Genomic DNA, 16,429 nt, shown 5'->3' on the forward strand with positions numbered 1-16,429 from the left:
ATATGTAATTATATGAATTAGCTAAAAGAGATTGACCGTTTGAACATGGTATGTTTAAGGAGAGACATTATTTCATACATCTTGCTCTTAGCTGTAACGGTATCCTTACTTAGGCATTGGCTTTGTATGTCAGTGAACACGTAAAAACAAACTCCATTTAACGGAAAATTACATCGTAGCTTTTTCCAATATACCCAGAAGTTACATTACAATTGGCTGCGATCTATGATACTAGTCGTGGTCTCGTTCTGAGTTAAAAGTAGACTGAAAACAAGATATTCATTATTACTGGCTAATTGAAATTAGTCTTCATTACGTTTTAGGTTCTGTTTTTAAAGGACAACTCAAGTATCACTTTCGATGGTGCAGCAGAGAGAATAGCGATTGCCGGGCTCGAGTTTAGTTAGGATTATACATCCATCAAAGCATGCTCGCGTCCTGCTACAGGTAAAGGGGTTATGTCCCGTTGATAACCAGCTCGGGTTTGACTTTTACAACATGGTTGCCAGTGTCGCCGCGCTCCCAACAATCAAATGCCAGATGGATCATCTCTTCCACATTTTGGCGCACCATAAAAGCGTTGTATGGGACGTAAGCGAGAAACGGGTGATAGTCAAAACAGCCAATCACCGAGCGCCTGAGTGGGTGTCTGTGGTTTTCCTGCATAAACTGAATGATGCCTTCAAATGCGGTAATGGAGTTAACAAAGACGCCGGCTGGGGCGGGTTTTGAAGGCTGAAAGATTCGGCTGGCGGTTTCCTGAACTTGTTTTGGTAAATAGCCTTCAGCATAGATGGCGCATTGGCTGTCAGGCAAATCCGAAGTCGCATGGTTAAAGCCTCGGATACGTTCACTGGTGGCGTAATCTTCCGAATTACCGCCAATAAACACCATAGTATGCGGGCATGCATTCCCAATTCTCCCCCTTAACGCAGAAACCAGATCCGTTGCCCCTGAGAAGTTATCTGTCACGATGGATGGAGCTTTTGAACCCGGTAAGTCGAGGTTGATATGTGGCACCGCTGCCTGCCGGCACAGCTCGCTGATGGCATCTGGATTCGATGCACCTGCGATAAACAGTGCGTCAACCGAAAAGGATATCAAGGTTTCAGCAGTTTTGAGCTCGTCGGACGATTCCCGTTCGGTCGCGATAACAATAGGGCACAACCCGCGGCTTTTGGCGCTATGGTCAAATTCCTGAGCCAGAGAAGCGAAGAATCGGCTGTCGTGTTGCGGAATCAGTAATCCAACCATCCCTGACCTTGCCGCTCTTAGCCCACGCGCCTGCATATTAATGTAATACCCTTTTTCTCGGGCGACTTGCTGGATGTGCAAGGCTTTCTTTTCCGATATTCGCCTGGCTTTCCATGTGCCATTTAATGCAGAGCTCACTGTGGAGGGAGAAATCTCCAGCTCTTTGGCAATGTCATAAATGGTGGTTTTTTTCTCTGAACGGCTCATAGCGCTTCCTTTTATGCCTTTCAAATTACTTAACCTCAGCTTCACATAATAGAAGCGTTTCAAAGTCCCTGATTTAGCGCCTAGCAGCGTTAAAATCAACGCAATAGGCTTGCTATTGACTTGTGATTTTGCCTTGCTTTGCATCTAAATCAGTGGCTTTGAACACAATTACATCTGACGAAAGCTTGAATTCTTATTTATTGATTTAAAAGGAGTTAGCAAGATTTACCGCTTTCTTATGCAAAGCTGAGGTTATATGTCTGATTTGCACAAAAAATAATCATTTATTTTTTAGTAAGTTAGCAAATCAATAGCTTAAATTTTATATCCGTATCAATAGTGAGGCATTCGTTTGTCTCAAGTATACATTACTATTTGCACTATCGATTGTGCTAAATCTGAGTCACTGAGCAAAAAAACGTGCGACAAGCTCATTGTTTTGTTTAGTGCCTAAGTAAAATTGTTTTGCACAATCGATGGTGCTTTCAAGGTTGAGAGCACTGGATTCGGGAGAACACAAAGTTCGACCGTCCTGATTGGCAGGTGGTCTGCCAGATTCGATTTGCTACAAGTCGCTCAGCTGCACTCCAAATGGGGTGTTTCGAAGAAGGATTTTAAAGCTATGAATATTTTGCTTAGACAGATTTCAATTTTTGCTCTCGCTATTGTGACGGCAATGTCTGCCGTCGCCGCCGACAAACCCACCATGGGTGTGGTGGTGAAAATCGGTGGTATCCCTTGGTTTAATGCGATGGAAGAAGGCATTAAGCAACAGGGTAAAGCCTTGGGAATGGATGCTTTTATGATTGGTCCTACAAGCGCTGACCCTGCTCTGCAGGTTCGTGCAATTGAGGATTTAATTGCACAGGGTGTCGATGCGATTGGGGTTGTACCCAACGATGCCGAAGTGCTGGAGCCCGTGCTGGCGAAAGCGCGTCAGCAGGGCATTAAGGTTATCACTCATGAGTCACCCGCTCAGAAAAACGTGGACTGGAACTTTGAACTGGCTTCGGTGAAAGGTTTTGGTGATGCCTACGGTAAGTTGCTGGCAGAAAAAATGGGCGGTAAAGGCGAATACGCCGTATTTGTGGGCTCTCTGACGGTACCCCTGCACAACGCATGGGCAGACGCGGCGATCGAGTACATCAAAGCCAATCACCCAGATATGAAGCTTATCGGCGATCGCTATGGCGTGGCAGAAAGTGTGGATGACAGCCGTACGACTGCACTGGATCTGATGTCGGCAAATCCGGGTCTGAAAGGCTTTTTAGCATTCGGTAGTCAGGGACCAATTGGTGCGGCTCGTGCGGTACAGGAACGTCGTAAAACAGGTGACGTTCTGGTACTTGGTCCGTTTTCACCGGGTCAGGGTCGTAAGTTGGTTCACTCTGGTGTGCTAACGGGTGGCTTCATGTGGAACCCAATGGAAGCGGGCAAAGTGTTTGTGACCATGGCAGACAAGCTGATCAAAGGCGAAACCATTCAGGCTGGTACAGAAATCCCAGGTCTGGGTGTGGTGAACCCTGAAGCAGGCTCCACTAACCTGATCGTTGACCAACTGGTCGAACTCAACAAAGACACGGTCGATGACTTAGCGGCGATGGGGCTATAAGCAACTCGCTCGCAGTTTACATCGTGTGAGCAGGGTGAATCTTCACCCTGCTCAAAATTCTAGGTCAACAGACCCTAGAAGTAAGCAAGGATACAAGGATTGTTGAGTGGAAAGATCAAGCGAAAAACAGGGTGAACCCAACAGCTCTGAAGCGCGGCACAGTGCTCCGGAAACAAAGCCCATACTGCGATTTAAAGGCGTATCGATTCGCTTTGGTGGAGTTCAGGCTCTGGATGAAGTGGACTTCGAAGTAGGGGCAGGAGAAGTACATTGTCTGGCGGGTGAAAATGGGTGCGGTAAAAGCACCATCATCAAAGTCATAACTGGCGTCTATCAGCCAGACAGCAATACCGTGATGGAACTTGCTGGCAAAAGGTTAACCAAAATCACGCCTCAGATTGCAAGGGCGCAAGGCATCGCTGTTATCTGGCAGGATCTGGCGTTGTTTTCAGAGCTGACGGTGGCAGAAAACATTGCCATCGAGAGCAGCCTTGGCATGTCGCCGCGTTGGGTTAATCACTCTAAACTGGCAGACGTTGCCACCCAAGCGTTGCAGAAACTGGGTGTCGAACTGGATTTAAACCTGCCCGTAAAAGCCTTACCCATTGCGCAAAGGCAGATAGTCGCGATTGCCAGAGCGTTAATATCCGATGCCAAAGTGGTGTTTATGGATGAACCGACGGCGTCTCTCACTCAGGCAGAAACCGACTACCTGCTCGAAGTGGTTCGCAAGTTATCTGCCAGCGGTGTTTCGGTAGTGTTTGTGAGCCACCGGTTGGTTGAGGTACTGGACATTTCCGATAGAGTTACCGTATTGCGCGATGGCAAACTGGTCGGTGTGTATGATACCGACAACATGACCCAGTCTCGCTTAACCGAGCTGATGACCGGAAAATCATTCACATCCTCCGTCTCTGCGGTGGATACTCACTCTTTGCCCGTTGTTCTTCAAACCGAAAACCTGACTCGCAATAAAGAATTTCACCGCGTCTCCCTAACGGTGAGAGAAGGAGAAGTCGTAGGCTTAATCGGGTTGATCGGTGCTGGTCGCACCGAGCTTGGAAAAACGTTATTTGGCATGTCGAAGCCGGATTCAGGCGTAATTCGGATGCACGGCAAGCCTGTCATATTTCACTCTAATCGGGATGCGATTGATGCTGGCATCGCCTACCTGTCTGAAGATCGCCTTTCGCTTGGGCTGATTCAGGAACAACCTATTGCCGACAACATCGCCCTGCCTGTGCTCAGCAAGTTACTGGCGTCTACCGGGCTGATTTCAACCAATAAAAAATCAGAATTAGTCACCCACTGGATCAAAGAACTGGCAGTCAAAATTGGCCAGCCAGAGGACGCGATAGCCACGCTTTCGGGGGGCAATCAGCAACGCATAGCGATCGCCAAATGGCTGGCAACCGAACCCAAATTACTCATTCTGGATTCCCCCACAGTCGGCGTTGATGTCGGAGCGCGAGCAGGCATTTTTGAAATTGTAAGAAAGCTGGCGAAACAAGGGCTGGGCATATTGCTCATTTCAGATGAAATTCAGGAAGTGTATTTCAACGCCGACCGAGTTTTGCATATGGCAGACGGGCATATTGTCGGCGAATACGACCCTCGCCAACTGGAGCTAAAAGCCTTAGAGGAGGTGGTGTATGTCTGATGTATCTGCTCATTCCACCTTGCCTTGGTGGAAAGAAATTTATCGCCATCAGGCAACAGAAGTCTGGCTTGGGTTTGTGTTGCTGCTGGCATGTGTGGGGCTATCGTTTTCCACCGAGCAATTCTTCACGTTAACCAACCTGTTTGATTTGTTGAATGCCAGCTCCATCAACCTGATTTTTGCTGTCGGATTATTGGTGGTGTTGATTGCCGGAGGCATCGACATCTCCTTTGCCGTCGGAGCATCAGTTGTTCAGTACCTGGTAGCCACCACCATTATCGATTTAGGTGGCGGGAGCTGGGCAATGGGGGTGACTTTGTCGGCTCTGGTCGGCATCGCACTTGGTGCCATCAACGCTGCGCTGATTCACCATTTCCGCATCATTTCCATTGTGGTCACCATCGCGACATTTAACGCCTTCTTTGGTCTGTTGATGTTCTTTACCCGTGGCGTTTCCATTTACAACCTGCCGGACTGGTGGACGGACAGGGTCATCATTTTTGAACACGAAATGCCGAACGGCTCTTGGGCGGAACTGACGCTTCCAGTTGTGGTGATGGCGATATGCGTGCTCGCTACCTGGATTCTGGTTCGGCATACCAACATCGGCAGGCAGCTTTACGCGTTTGGCAACAACCCCGAAGGGGCCCGGCGCATCGGCATCAATATCGGTGCAATGCAATACATCGCGTTTGGGTGGATGGGCATGATGGCAGGCATCGCAGGGCTTATGCAGGTGAATTACGCGCAAGAAGTGGTGCCCAACGCCATGTACGGACGAGAGCTGGATGTACTCGCCGCAGTTGTACTGGGTGGTGCAAGGTTAGGCGGCGGTCGTGGCACCGTGCTTGGCTGCATTCTCGGGGTGATGCTGGTGGCGGTGACCCAAAACGGGCTGAACCTGCTTGGGGTGTCTCCATACGCTTTCAAGATGGTCGTCGGGATAGTGATTTTGGTAGCGATCTCGGTGTCGAATATCGACTGGTCTTCCATTTCATTTGGAAACCGCAAAGATCTGGCGAAGGGAGGAGCGCATGAGTAATCCACCTGTTGGCTCTATTCAAAACAAGTCCACCAAAGATAAAACCGAAAATCAGACGGCTGACGGTGTGTGGTCGCATCTGATCAAAACCGTGGGTATTGAAAACATTGGGTTAAGCCTGCTGCTAGCTGCCGTATTTGTCGGGTTCAGTCTGGCTTCCCCTCGTTTTTTATCAGCGGCGAATTTTGAGTCTATGGCGTTTCAATTGCCGGAGCTTGGGATTTTGACCCTAGCCATGTTACTGCCCATTCTGACTGGTGGACTCAATCTGGCAATCACCTTCAGCGCAAACTTCTGTGGACTAACGCTAGCCTGGATACTGACGCAATTTGGCGGGACCGATGCCTCCGTTGCGGCATTTATTGGTGGCTGTCTGGTGGCGTTGCTGGTTGGGGCTATATCGGGCTACATCATGGGAGCCGTCATTGCTTACACCAACGCTCACCCGATACTGGTTTCTCTTGCCATGATGATTTTCCTCCGAGGTTTGGGAGAGTTTCTCACCCGAGGTAAAGATATTTCTGGCTTCCCCGAATTTATCCAGCCATTAGGTCACGGTAGCGTACTCGGAATCCCCGTTCCTCTCTTGATCATGCTTTCGGTATTTCTATTGTGTTACGTGTTTCTGGCGAAAAGCCGATTGGGGCTGATCACCTATCTGATGGGCTCCAATATCGAAGCGGTGCGTTATTCCGGCATACATACTAAACGGGCGCTGACTTGGGTGTATACCTTGTCGGGCGTGCTTTGCGCCGTCGCAGGTATTGTCATGATGCTGCGTTTCAACTCGGTACGTGTCGGGCACGGGGAGTCGTATCTGCTGATAACGGTACTGGCGTGTTTTCTTGGTGGTGTCGACCCATTCGGCGGTTTTGGTCGTGTGGTCTCGGTGCTTCTTGCTCTGGTTATTCTTCAGGCGCTCTCTTCAGGGCTGAATTTAATCGGAATCAATCAACATTTTGCCACCGCAGCATGGGGGCTGTTCTTAATCGCTGTGATGGTGGTTCGCTGGGGCTGGGTAAGGTTTCAACGAAAAAAACTTAAAGGAGAAATGAGATGAAGGGATTTGGAGTACATACCAGTATGTGGGCGTTGGAGTGGACGCGAGAGGGAGCCGAGCGTGCCATTGCTGAAGCGACCAAATACAAAGGGATCGATTTTTTGGAAATCACCATGTTAGACCCACCGGGGGTGGATGCACCGCACACCAGAAATTTGCTGGAAAAAGCGGAGTTAAATGCAGTGTGTTCACTGGGTGTGCCACTGGACCGTTTGCCTTCGCAGGTGCCTGATAAAGCGTTCGATTTCCTTAAGCTAGCGATTGATAAAACAGCGGCGCTGGGCGGTCAATGTTTAACGGGTGTCACCTATGGCGGCATCGGCGAGCGCACTGGTCAACCGCCAACGCAGAAAGAGTTGGATAACGTGGCTATCACCATGAGAAAAACCGCCGATTATGCCAAAAAACAAGGCATTGAATTGGGGATTGAGGTAATCAACCGATATGAAAATCACCTGCTCAATACGGGAGAGCAAGCGGTTGAGCTTTTAAATAAGATTGGTTCTGACAACATCTTCATTCATCTGGATACTTACCATATGAATATTGAAGAAAAAGGCGCGGCCAATGGCATTTTAGCGTGTCGGGAACACCTAAAATACATTCACCTTTCTGAAAGTGATCGTGGTGTGCCGGGGGCGGGAACGTGTGATTGGGATGAGGTTTTTGCAGCTCTATCTGCCATTCATTACAAAGGTGGCATGGCGATGGAAAGCTTTATTAATCTGCCTCCTCAGATCGCTTCTGCCCTTTCTGTATGGCGACCCGTTGCCAACAGCCCGGAAGAAGTAATGACCGACGGTTTAAGCTTCCTAAGAAACAAAGCGAAGCAATATCATTTGCTCTGATTTTCGCGGTTTATCTGCCAGATAGTCGTTTAGTTATCTGGCAGATTTACAATGTAAATTTTTAGGTAATATCTTAATCTAAGAGATCGATGGCGATAATGTTCATAGCCCTTCCTGAATCTCCGTCACAACCATCGGTACGAACAGCTACTTTGCTTTTGGCGTGGTAGGCAGAAAGAGCCATAGACACCATTTCGGAAAACAGAACGTTGTTGTGCTTTTTAATTACATAGACAGGGTTTTTACAACCAGAAACAGTTAGCTTTTCCTTTGAGTAAAGGTATATACCTTCGCCACCCCAGCCTGAAGCTACTCTATTCAGTGTTTGAGGAGCGAGTGTTGTTTGCTGTGATGCATGTGTGGCAAATGAACATACGGCTATAGTCAAAGCGATAAAAAACTTCATTGGTTTAATCTCTTGTTTTCATTAATTGGAAATGTTTATCGCACCTGAAGGCGTCATGGTGTTGTAGGTGGTACTGGATACCGAGTACCATCCGACAGGATTACAAGCATGTATATACACTTGCACTCTTTTCCCTGAAGTGAATGCCGCTAAAACCATGGAATAGACTTCTTTATATTGAGGGTGCGTTTTTTGAACGTAAAAACGGTTTTGTATCGAGCAGTTGCCTGGATTTCCAAAGTTACCGTAAACCATAAAGCCATTTCCACGTTCAATATCGACTCGGGTTGGTGTTGCGAATGACGTCCAACCACCTGCATATACTGAAGTAGAAAGCAGTGCTGCTGAGAGTGCGATGAATCTTTTCATTATTGTTCTCATTAAGTTAACTGATTTGCCAAATTACGAGGGGAAAAGTCTATAACGACAAGAGTGCAAGTAAAGTTGAAGGCAGCAGAAATGCGCGTGATGTTGCGGGATATTAGTTTTTGGTTGAAAGATACTACTTTGTTTTTCTCTCATTATTATATGTCTAATTAATAAGAATAATTTTTGATTTTCCACCAACTCTCTCCACCAAGTGCATAATCGAAATATACCTATTTGATTGAGAGTGAGTTCGAATGGCAAAGCGTCTTTCTAAAGAAGAGAAATATCGAGCGTCTGTTTGTTTTGAATGTGGCTGTATACCAACGAAAAAGAAACTTGAAGAGATTCTGATTGAAAAAGGTGAAGAACTAGAAATTTTAAAGTACGTGACCGACCAATTTGGAATTGAGGTGGGTGAGGCTATAACCGTAGAGGGTTTGGCTTCAAAAGAAGAGATTCATTACGCAGCCGCAAACTACAATTGGGACGATGGTAATTTTGATGTTTTAAACGCATTTTTGGATCATCCCAAATGTGATGCTGGCACTGCAAATATGCTTTACTGGAAAGGTTCAGGGTTCCATGCCGCTAAGTTTTCTTCTAGTAAGCAAGAGAAGCATTTTTATGAAAAGCTTCTTTCCAAGTTTAAAGAACGAGGCTTTGCAACGTACCAAATAGCGTTCGATCCCTACGATGAACTTTTTGTTCCATCTCTCGATGAGTGTCTTGAACAGGGGTATGAGATTCCAGGTTATCTTTTCTGCCAATACAGCACGATGAAAGTTGATACAGATTAGAAGGGCATCAACGGATGCCCTTTATTTGTTCAGAATATTTACACTGTAAACTTACTGACCGCAGACGAGTTCCCAACTGCCGTCGCTGCCTGGAATCGAGTCTGTCCAGTATTTGGCTTGATAAATTTTGCCCTGATAGACCATTTTGTCGCCAGTGCCAGCATGACTAGGGTTTCCTGCCCAATCTTTCTGTGGCCAGTTTGGGTATTCGTTGATACCAGCGGTATTACAACTGCCACCACCTCCACCTGAGCCACCTGTGGTGAAGCTCGCAGTCAGTGTTACTCCAGAGAACGAACTGTATCCCGTGAGATTAATGTAGTAAGTGCCCGCTTTCGGGGAAGCAAATGGGCATGACTCACTATTTCCACTCTTGTACGGGCGGCAGTCGTGGCTTGTTGAGGTAGGTTTCGAGCCGAACTTCACGTACAGGTCGACATCGCCTGAACCGCCGCTGGTCGCGATATTCAGATTGGTTGCACCCGCAGGTACGTCCAGAGTGTAGGTAATGGTCTGGTCTTTAGAGCCAGAAATACCAGTGACCGGAACTCCATTTTTTAGCTTGCTGCCCGTAGGTGGGTTTGGATCAGGGTCGGGTGTTGTGGTGCCTTTATCGATCACAGACAGCTTGTTAGATGCCTGAGTCAGCTTAAGCACATCACCTATTTGAGACGCCGACCACCAGTTAACCCCGCTTGGTAGTGCCAATGGGTTTGCGTTACGTTGATCGCGGCTCAGTGTCTCTGCGCCAGAACCAAACTGGGCAGTACGTACTTCAAGTTTATCTGGGCTAACGCTGAGTACCTTAAATTGCTGAATGCTGGCCAGATCGATGGTCCAGCTCTTCGGGTCGTTTGCACTTCTGGCTGGCGCACCCCAGCTTCCTTCACCCACATAAACAGTACCGCCAGACGTCGTAGCGGTGAAGTTCGAACCAGAAGGTTTCAGCGCTTCGGTTACTTTGTTGATATGCGTATCCGATTCCACCACCAGATTCATTTTGTGTTGGTAGAACAAGTTCGCCCACCAGGTAACCAGAATGGTATTGTCACGCTTGCCTGAATAGTGCGGATACATTGGTTTGTGGTATTGCGCGACTCGCCATTTTGCTGAAGACGCACTTGCCGAAAGATCCTGGCTTAACCAGTTGTTCATCGCAGTGGCGTAGCTCGACCAGCCACTGTCTTTAAACTGACTGTTCAGGGTATAAACACGCATCAGAGGCGAAACGTTAAACGCACCGTAGGTGTCTTTAGGGTTACAGGTTTTGTTGCCATCGAAGTCGACCCCAAACACCTGACAGACGGTGCTGTAGTTGTCGTCTTCATGGTTGCCGTGGGTCGGCACAAATGGATAAATACGCTTGTAGCTAACGCCGTCAATCAGGTCATTAGAGAACGTCAGCTGCCAGTCTTTCAGGTATTCAGACATTTCAGAGACTGAGTTTTGGTTGGTGTAATCGCCGCCATGCATAATGAAAAGTGGGCGGATTTTCGCAACCAGCTTGTTCCCCGCACGGCGATTTGTCCAACCTGTTCGGGTATCGCCGCCCGCAATCGCAACAAAAGGGGAATTGTCTGTTGGCGCAGTTCTAAACCACAAACGGTCGCCACAGCCCGCATCGTCACACACACGATAGTAAACAGGGGAATTGGCCGGCAAACTGCTAAGCTGCACAAAACTGTTTTTCAGTGAGCCACCAAACGTGTGGCTAAAGGTGACATTGGCTTTTTTCCACTGTTGCTCATCGGTTGTGAAGCCATATTTCACATGATGGTTTGCACTGGATGTGGGAGTGAACCCAACCGTCGCTTTGGAAGAAGGCGAAGCATCCCACACCAAACGGTGATATTGGCTACCTGCGAAGCTTTGACAAGCCATGGCAGAAAGACCAATCAGAATACTCGTTCTGAGGTAATTCATTTTGATAGTCCTTTATTATTCATTATTTCTTGAAGTGATTGACGATAATGTCATCTGCGAGGTATGCCCCTCGCGGTGCCAGTCAGCGACCAGCACCACAAAGGCAGCATTGCGATAAGGCAAAGGCTGTGCCTTGCCTTCAAATAAATTCACCGCCAGCGCTCCATGCTTTAGGTGTCGGAAATGGCGTTCCAGCGATTGCTGTGCGTTTTGTGTCCAGTAGTCGCTGTTCTTAATACGAGGGAAAAAGTCCGTTGCGATTTGTGCCTGATGAGGGCGATCGTTGTATTCGAGTAGCGCGATAAGCTCTTGCCCTGTCGGTAAGCGCCAGTGGTGAATACCACACAAGCCCGCCTTGTTGGTACGAGTAATCAAGGCATCCGTGTCACAACGTCCATTTTGATAAAAGCAGTCCCCTTTGTTGGCATCCCCAAGTTCGCCGTTGTACCAGGAATACGTCCAGTCAGCATCGTGGATGGATTCATCATCCGTTTTGACTTCCCATAACAGGTCTTGCTCGGTATCGGCTACGCATGCCCATGGCCCTTGCCATGGTTTGAGGGCGTCTCCAGATTTTGTGATTTTCACGTATCGGGGATGATCGAGCTGAACGGGCAGTGCATTAACAGCGAAGTAACTGTAAAACCCGGCAACACAGACCATTAGCAGAGTGAAAAACAGGCGAGTCTTCATTTACAGATACTCCAGCTGAAAAGGTCGATGGTGGCGCGTGTGAGCGACCTGAGAGTGGTCAAATGCCGATACCCAGATGCAGGTGCCATTTTCCAGCGCAACGTCATGCTGAGAGCCGGTGTTGTGCTGACGGGACACTTCCAGAGTCCAGTAACCGTCTTTCCATATCCCGCGAGCTCGCACATTGGCTCTGTCGCCTTCAAACTGGTTGGAACGGTATAAGACAGAAGGAAGCTCTGTGCCTTCCGAGTAGGTGTCTAGGCTTGCTTTGTATGGCAGGCTGCCAAACCAGGCCAGAGGCTTGGTGATGTCTGACTCGGCTTTGGGCAATCGCTTTGGCGTGATTTCTTTGGGGGAATACCACTTCCAGTTCATCTTGTATCCGCCACTGTCTTTGCCATCAGGCAAATATCCGGCGGTATATCTGCGTTGACCAAACCGAGCGTTGCTGGGCGCACCAAAGAAGTTATCGTCTGCCTGAAACATGTCGTTGGTTCTGACCGCCTTCCAGTGCCAAAGGTCGCGAATCTTATTGTCCATGCTGGCGTGATAACCTTTGCCATGCCAGTTTTCAGGTTTTCCTTTGATGGGCTTTCTTCCAAGGTAGGCAGTTCCGTCTGCCCCGAATCCACATGTGCTGGAAATCATCACCGCAAACTTATCTTCGTAATAGACGGTTTCGTCAAACTCATGAAAACCGTTCTGGCGAACAACCCATTTTCCATCTTGCTTAAATAATGGAAGGTGAGCGAGGCTCTTAGTTTCGTCTTTCCAGCGAAACAGAAAGTAAGTTTCATACTCGTTTGCGGCAGCTTTAATGGACACAGTGGTTGCGCCATTTTCGAAATTGGCACCGCCTGTAGTTTTTACCGAAACGTAGGGAATGTCGCTCCAGAACACCTCGTCGGGCTTACCGTTGATTTCAATTAAGGTCTCGGAGCTAAGGCGGTGAACCTGCAGTGGCATCTGGCTGCTGGTGGTCATAAATGCCCAGCCAGCTCCGGCGGTTGTCAGTGTCAGTAACAGAGTAAAAGAGAGCCTTGCCTGCTTGAGAGTGCGAAAGGGGAGAACAAGTTTTAAAACAGACGCACCATACTGAATGATATAAACCAGGCTATGCAATATCAGAAAGACCAACATGCCAATAGCCGACCAAAAATGCCATGCCTGTAGGTTCAACCAATCAGATTGCCACCAGTAAAGTCCGCCAGTTATTAACGCCGAGATTGTCACCCCATAACCAAAATACTGAACCCACAAGTGGTAGGAAGAAGTGGGTTTGGTTGCCCGTTTTTTCCGCAATGCAAGGTACACCACATACCCAAATACAGCGGCAAATAAGATCACCCCACTCAGGTAATGAAGATCGTGCATTTGCCCTTCAGGCAGCAGTGGCGATAACCAGTAAAGGGAGCGATTCGAGACAAGATGAATGCGAAGCCCGGTGAGCAAGTTCACCAGAGCAGAAATCGAGACGATAAGATGGAGCAACACAAAGTTGAAACGCTGAGGGTTCATGTTTTTGTTCTAAGCAACTAACCAATAAAATTATTAAGGAAAGATGGTAGAAGCTATTGAACCAATTGCTATTTAAGCAATGTTAAAAAACTGTGACTTACAAAAGTGGTTCTATTTTTTTATGCAACGAATTGAATTTTTCAAAGAATGTATGTCACAGCTAACGAGAAAAGAGGGTTATGCTCTTTTCTCGTTAATAACAGCTGCAATGTGACGGTTTGTTGTTGCGATTTTTAAAGAGGGTGTTTTAAAGGGAATACAAATAGTGCTTTAAGATTTTCAAGCGTTGCAACAATATCGTCGACTTTAATTGTCCACGGTCATGTGCTGAGGCCGTTCCAAAATCTTGTTTTGTCCAGACATCTTGGATCAAATCGTAGTTGCTCTTTAAATATTGTTCCCACAATTGTTGTGAGGATGACAATTCGATTCTTTGTGAATCTGTTAATTTGCTTTGCAGCTTTTCATAGGTATCAGAAATCTCTCCTTGAAGAAATTCGTGGTAGGTGGTGTAGGCAAGTAAAGTTGAACGGTATCCATCAGCCTGCTCGATTTTCTGGATGTATGGTTGAGAGATGGAATCAAGTTCGAGCTGCAACGAATATGAAGTTTCTTTGTTCGCGGCAGAGCTAAGTGGAAAGGCGATCAATAAAAGAGTGATAGCGAGACGAATGAAGTACATAAAATGATCTGGTTGGAATGAGATTAGTGCTCATTATTGCTCTGCTTTTTGTTGTAAAAAGCTGTTTTTGTTGCGTTTTAATATCTCGGTCGCAAATTACATGACTTTTACGTTAAACAGGCACCTGCGAAAGGTGCCAACCAACTAGTCACTAATCTTCACTGTAGAAGCCCTCTTAGGTTTACTTTTGTGCTTCCAGTCTTCCCAGTGTCGCCAGTCCGCTTCGAACTTAATGAAAACACGTCCTTTTTTGTCGAATTCGAGACCTGCATTTTCCAGTGTTTTGAAAGGCACAACACCGGTAAACATCCAGGCATTATTTAGTGCTTTCACTTTGCAGGCAGAAACGCGAAGTGTTGGTAATGAAGGGTAACGCTTTACCCATTGTTGCCACGCAAATAAAGATTCATTGTAAAACCACACAAAGGTGCCTTCACGCACACCAACAATATGTCCGGGTGTTCTGGCTAATCTGGCTTTATCTTTTAGTTTCATCGCATCCTCTTACGGCACATATGACCGAATAACAGCAAGTTAATCTTGATGCCAACTGGATGGAGGAGAGGGTATTTTTTAAGTGCGATTATTTAACGTTTTTCTGAAGTTATCGCTACTTGATACCTATACGTTTTTACGGTTATTAAATCGCATTCGGTTTTGTGAACAATGAAGTTATTAAATATGAGACTTGACGTGTATAAACTGAGTAATGGTTCGAACACCGTGTTTTTTGCTGAACGCGGCTAAAATGGCGAAAAAATTCAGCCATTTTTCCAAGTTTAGCCAGTGATTACAGAAATATGACAGTGCTACCTTTGTTCCAAATATTGGTTGCTTAAGAGTGAGAGATTTCTGGGTATAAATTTCTAAAAATCAAAGTAATTTAGCCAATCTCACTGTGAAAGTGAGACTCGTCGGTGTAATCAGTAAAAAATGCCACTAATTTTCTCTCTGGAACTGCCTGCAAATCTTGAGTATCAAAATCTGATATCACTCGAAATTTTTTATGTAATGAACCGAATACGCAAGAATGAAAAGACGTTCTAAATGTATATATGAGTTCGTTTAACCTAACTGGTTGTTCTGAAAAGCCATTAAGGGTATAGCTGGAGGAGAGAAATCGATTGCTTTGCTGTTGGCTATTCGAAAAAACATGAACAACGTAAGTTGAGCTACAAAAATAATAAAGGCTTAATATGAAAGTGGTGTACAACACTCAGGAAGATCCGGTTCAGGACATTATTTTCACCGATGAGCAGGGGTGGTCTTACTCTTCGTTTGATGGCATTACCTTCAAAGGTGTTTATCAACCCATTTTTGACAGACAAAACAACATGTATGCCTATGAAGGTTTGGTTCGTATTACCGATCAAAATGGGGATGTGGTGTCCCCCGACGACTACCTGAAACCCATACGTGGCGATTTGAAAAAGCTGATGCTTTTTTTTCTGATAACAGGAAAAATTCATTTTCAGAATTTCTCTCGTTTTTATCTGCCCGAACAGTCCATTTTTATTAACGCTCCACCCTGTGTTTTCAACACGTTGGGTAATTCTCCAGGCGCGATTGAGCAACTGTTGATACGCTTACAGGCTCTTGGTGTACCCAAGGAAAACGTCGTTTACGAAATCATGGAAGACAACAATACCGAGATGTCGTTAATGGCACAGGGTATCGCCAATTTGAAAGAAGTCGATATTCGTGTCGCACTGGACGATTTTGGCTCCATGGGGTGTGACATGGCGCGAGTGCGTCGGCATGATGTGAACATCGTGAAAATCGACAAAGCGATGGTTCAGAATTTTGTGTCTACTCGGTCACAGATATGGGAAGTGCTTGATTACTGTCAATCCAGAAACATCACGACCATCGCTGAGGGAATAGAGACGCAGGAACAACTCGCGATCATGAAAGAGTGGGGGGTGGACTATTTTCAAGGTTACTTGCTTGGAAAGCCAATTCCTGCACAAAATATTCTTAAATCTTAGTTATTCAACAGGGAAGTAATGAATGAAACCGATTTTGTTTGTATTGAAAATGCCATTTATGGATGAAGGGCAAAGCTGGGTCTGCTCACACTGCGCCATGATTGAGGGGGCACTTCAGGCAAATCCCCACTGGGAGCAGCACACGGACGTTCGCAGAATAGCATTTCCCAAGCCCAGGAATGAAGTAATTGAATTAATAGGTGAGAACAATCAGTGGCTACCTGTACTCATTCTGGAAGGTAACAATACCCTTACGCATCCTGTTGAAATTATAAATTATTTGGCAGATGCGTTCGGTGGTGCTAAAGTGCACCCCTAGCCAAAAAATCTTCATTCTGTAACACTTCCTGTTTAACCACTTTGGACTTAT

16 protein-coding genes are annotated in these 16,429 nt (G+C 46.6%); 8 read left to right on the forward strand and 8 right to left on the reverse strand.

Translation table 11 applies throughout. The features are described 5' to 3' along the window. Nucleotides 1–456: 456 nt before the first annotated feature. Entirely contained in the window at nucleotides 457–1,461 is a 1,005-nt protein-coding gene (locus tag RH89_RS15785) for a LacI family DNA-binding transcriptional regulator (RefSeq protein ID WP_004404084.1), read from the reverse strand. A 622-nt stretch (nucleotides 1,462–2,083) separates the two neighbouring features. Here RH89_RS15785 and RH89_RS15790 point away from each other — a divergent pair. The 5 genes from RH89_RS15790 to RH89_RS15810 all read left to right on the forward strand — a co-directional run bounded on the left by RH89_RS15790 (nucleotide 2,084) and on the right by RH89_RS15810 (nucleotide 7,683). Beyond that, nucleotides 2,084–3,073 (forward strand): substrate-binding domain-containing protein, encoded by a 990-nt coding sequence (locus RH89_RS15790; protein WP_004404085.1) that lies wholly within the window; start codon nucleotides 2,084–2,086, stop codon nucleotides 3,071–3,073. 106 nt (nucleotides 3,074–3,179) lie between these two features. After that, a complete protein-coding gene (locus RH89_RS15795) occupies nucleotides 3,180–4,733 on the forward strand; it encodes a sugar ABC transporter ATP-binding protein (RefSeq protein WP_004404086.1) in 1,554 nt (517 codons plus the stop codon). Next, entirely contained in the window at nucleotides 4,726–5,775 is a 1,050-nt protein-coding gene (locus RH89_RS15800) for an ABC transporter permease (protein ID WP_004404087.1), read from the forward strand. The genes RH89_RS15795 and RH89_RS15800 overlap by 8 nt, the downstream gene beginning before the upstream one ends. Then, entirely contained in the window at nucleotides 5,768–6,835 is a 1,068-nt protein-coding gene (locus RH89_RS15805; RefSeq protein WP_004404091.1) for an ABC transporter permease, read from the forward strand. The genes RH89_RS15800 and RH89_RS15805 overlap by 8 nt, the downstream gene beginning before the upstream one ends. Next, nucleotides 6,832–7,683 carry a sugar phosphate isomerase/epimerase family protein gene (locus tag RH89_RS15810; RefSeq protein WP_004404093.1) on the forward strand — a complete coding sequence of 284 codons (852 nt, stop codon included), beginning with the start codon at nucleotides 6,832–6,834 and terminating at the stop codon, nucleotides 7,681–7,683. Before RH89_RS15805 ends, RH89_RS15810 begins: the two co-directional genes overlap by 4 nt. A 73-nt stretch (nucleotides 7,684–7,756) precedes the next feature. Here RH89_RS15810 and RH89_RS15815 read toward each other — a convergent pair whose 3' ends face one another. Beyond that, nucleotides 7,757–8,089, reverse strand: coding sequence for a hypothetical protein (locus RH89_RS15815; protein WP_004404096.1), 333 nt, complete (start codon nucleotides 8,087–8,089; stop codon nucleotides 7,757–7,759). 21 nt (nucleotides 8,090–8,110) lie between these two features. Further along, nucleotides 8,111–8,458 carry a hypothetical protein gene (locus tag RH89_RS15820; RefSeq protein WP_004404099.1) on the reverse strand — a complete coding sequence of 116 codons (348 nt, stop codon included), beginning with the start codon at nucleotides 8,456–8,458 and terminating at the stop codon, nucleotides 8,111–8,113. Nucleotides 8,459–8,712: 254 nt separating this feature from the next. On the opposite strand from RH89_RS15820, the gene RH89_RS15825 reads away from it, so the two are divergent. Beyond that, nucleotides 8,713–9,255: a DUF4274 domain-containing protein gene (locus tag RH89_RS15825; protein WP_004404100.1), complete on the forward strand. Its 543-nt coding sequence runs from the start codon at nucleotides 8,713–8,715 to the stop codon at nucleotides 9,253–9,255. Nucleotides 9,256–9,306: 51 nt separating this feature from the next. On the opposite strand, the gene RH89_RS15830 is transcribed toward RH89_RS15825, so the two are convergent. From RH89_RS15830 to RH89_RS28770, 5 genes are all read right to left on the reverse strand, one after another. Next, entirely contained in the window at nucleotides 9,307–11,178 is a 1,872-nt protein-coding gene (locus RH89_RS15830) for a cellulose-binding domain-containing protein (RefSeq protein WP_004404102.1), read from the reverse strand. Nucleotides 11,179–11,193: 15 nt separating this feature from the next. Further along, a complete protein-coding gene (locus RH89_RS15835; RefSeq protein ID WP_004404103.1) occupies nucleotides 11,194–11,871 on the reverse strand; it encodes an Lcl C-terminal domain-containing protein in 678 nt (225 codons plus the stop codon). Beyond that, nucleotides 11,872–13,389, reverse strand: coding sequence for an ethylbenzene dehydrogenase-related protein (locus tag RH89_RS15840; RefSeq protein ID WP_004404104.1), 1,518 nt, complete (start codon nucleotides 13,387–13,389; stop codon nucleotides 11,872–11,874). Nucleotides 13,390–13,636: 247 nt separating this feature from the next. Next, nucleotides 13,637–14,071, reverse strand: a complete 435-nt coding sequence (locus RH89_RS15845; protein ID WP_004404105.1) for a hypothetical protein — start codon at nucleotides 14,069–14,071, stop codon at nucleotides 13,637–13,639. Between the two features lie 144 nt (nucleotides 14,072–14,215). Continuing rightward, nucleotides 14,216–14,566 (reverse strand): hypothetical protein, encoded by a 351-nt coding sequence (locus RH89_RS28770; protein ID WP_004404106.1) that lies wholly within the window; start codon nucleotides 14,564–14,566, stop codon nucleotides 14,216–14,218. 701 nt (nucleotides 14,567–15,267) lie between these two features. Here RH89_RS28770 and RH89_RS15855 point away from each other — a divergent pair. Further along, nucleotides 15,268–16,059, forward strand: a complete 792-nt coding sequence (locus tag RH89_RS15855) for an EAL domain-containing protein (RefSeq protein WP_004404107.1) — start codon at nucleotides 15,268–15,270, stop codon at nucleotides 16,057–16,059. Between the two features lie 22 nt (nucleotides 16,060–16,081). Next, on the forward strand, nucleotides 16,082–16,378 hold the full coding sequence (locus tag RH89_RS15860; RefSeq protein ID WP_004404108.1) for a DUF3088 family protein: 297 nt from the start codon (nucleotides 16,082–16,084) through the stop codon (nucleotides 16,376–16,378). Nucleotides 16,379–16,429: the final 51 nt, after the last annotated feature.

It is taken from the genome of Vibrio nigripulchritudo ATCC 27043 (assembly GCF_000222685.1).
Taxonomy (GTDB): Bacteria; Pseudomonadota; Gammaproteobacteria; order Enterobacterales; family Vibrionaceae; genus Vibrio; species Vibrio nigripulchritudo.

Excerpts from the sequence above, each read along its gene's own strand:
- RH89_RS15815 (WP_004404096.1), bottom strand. The coding sequence starts at position 8,089 with ATGAAGTTTTTTATCGCTTTGACTATAGCCGTATGTTCATTTGCCACA.
- RH89_RS15820 (WP_004404099.1), bottom strand. The coding sequence starts at position 8,458 with ATGAAAAGATTCATCGCACTCTCAGCAGCACTGCTTTCTACTTCAGTA.
- RH89_RS15860 (WP_004404108.1), top strand. The coding sequence starts at position 16,082 with ATGAAACCGATTTTGTTTGTATTGAAAATGCCATTTATGGATGAAGGG.
- RH89_RS15825 (WP_004404100.1), top strand. The coding sequence starts at position 8,713 with ATGGCAAAGCGTCTTTCTAAAGAAGAGAAATATCGAGCGTCTGTTTGT.
- RH89_RS15840 (WP_004404104.1), bottom strand. The coding sequence starts at position 13,389 with ATGAACCCTCAGCGTTTCAACTTTGTGTTGCTCCATCTTATCGTCTCG.
- RH89_RS15830 (WP_004404102.1), bottom strand. The coding sequence starts at position 11,178 with ATGAATTACCTCAGAACGAGTATTCTGATTGGTCTTTCTGCCATGGCT.
- RH89_RS15785 (WP_004404084.1), bottom strand. The coding sequence starts at position 1,461 with ATGAGCCGTTCAGAGAAAAAAACCACCATTTATGACATTGCCAAAGAG.
- RH89_RS15800 (WP_004404087.1), top strand. The coding sequence starts at position 4,726 with ATGTCTGATGTATCTGCTCATTCCACCTTGCCTTGGTGGAAAGAAATT.
- RH89_RS15855 (WP_004404107.1), top strand. The coding sequence starts at position 15,268 with ATGAAAGTGGTGTACAACACTCAGGAAGATCCGGTTCAGGACATTATT.
- RH89_RS15790 (WP_004404085.1), top strand. The coding sequence starts at position 2,084 with ATGAATATTTTGCTTAGACAGATTTCAATTTTTGCTCTCGCTATTGTG.
- RH89_RS28770 (WP_004404106.1), bottom strand. The coding sequence starts at position 14,566 with ATGAAACTAAAAGATAAAGCCAGATTAGCCAGAACACCCGGACATATT.
- RH89_RS15845 (WP_004404105.1), bottom strand. The coding sequence starts at position 14,071 with ATGTACTTCATTCGTCTCGCTATCACTCTTTTATTGATCGCCTTTCCA.
- RH89_RS15810 (WP_004404093.1), top strand. The coding sequence starts at position 6,832 with ATGAAGGGATTTGGAGTACATACCAGTATGTGGGCGTTGGAGTGGACG.
- RH89_RS15805 (WP_004404091.1), top strand. The coding sequence starts at position 5,768 with ATGAGTAATCCACCTGTTGGCTCTATTCAAAACAAGTCCACCAAAGAT.
- RH89_RS15835 (WP_004404103.1), bottom strand. The coding sequence starts at position 11,871 with ATGAAGACTCGCCTGTTTTTCACTCTGCTAATGGTCTGTGTTGCCGGG.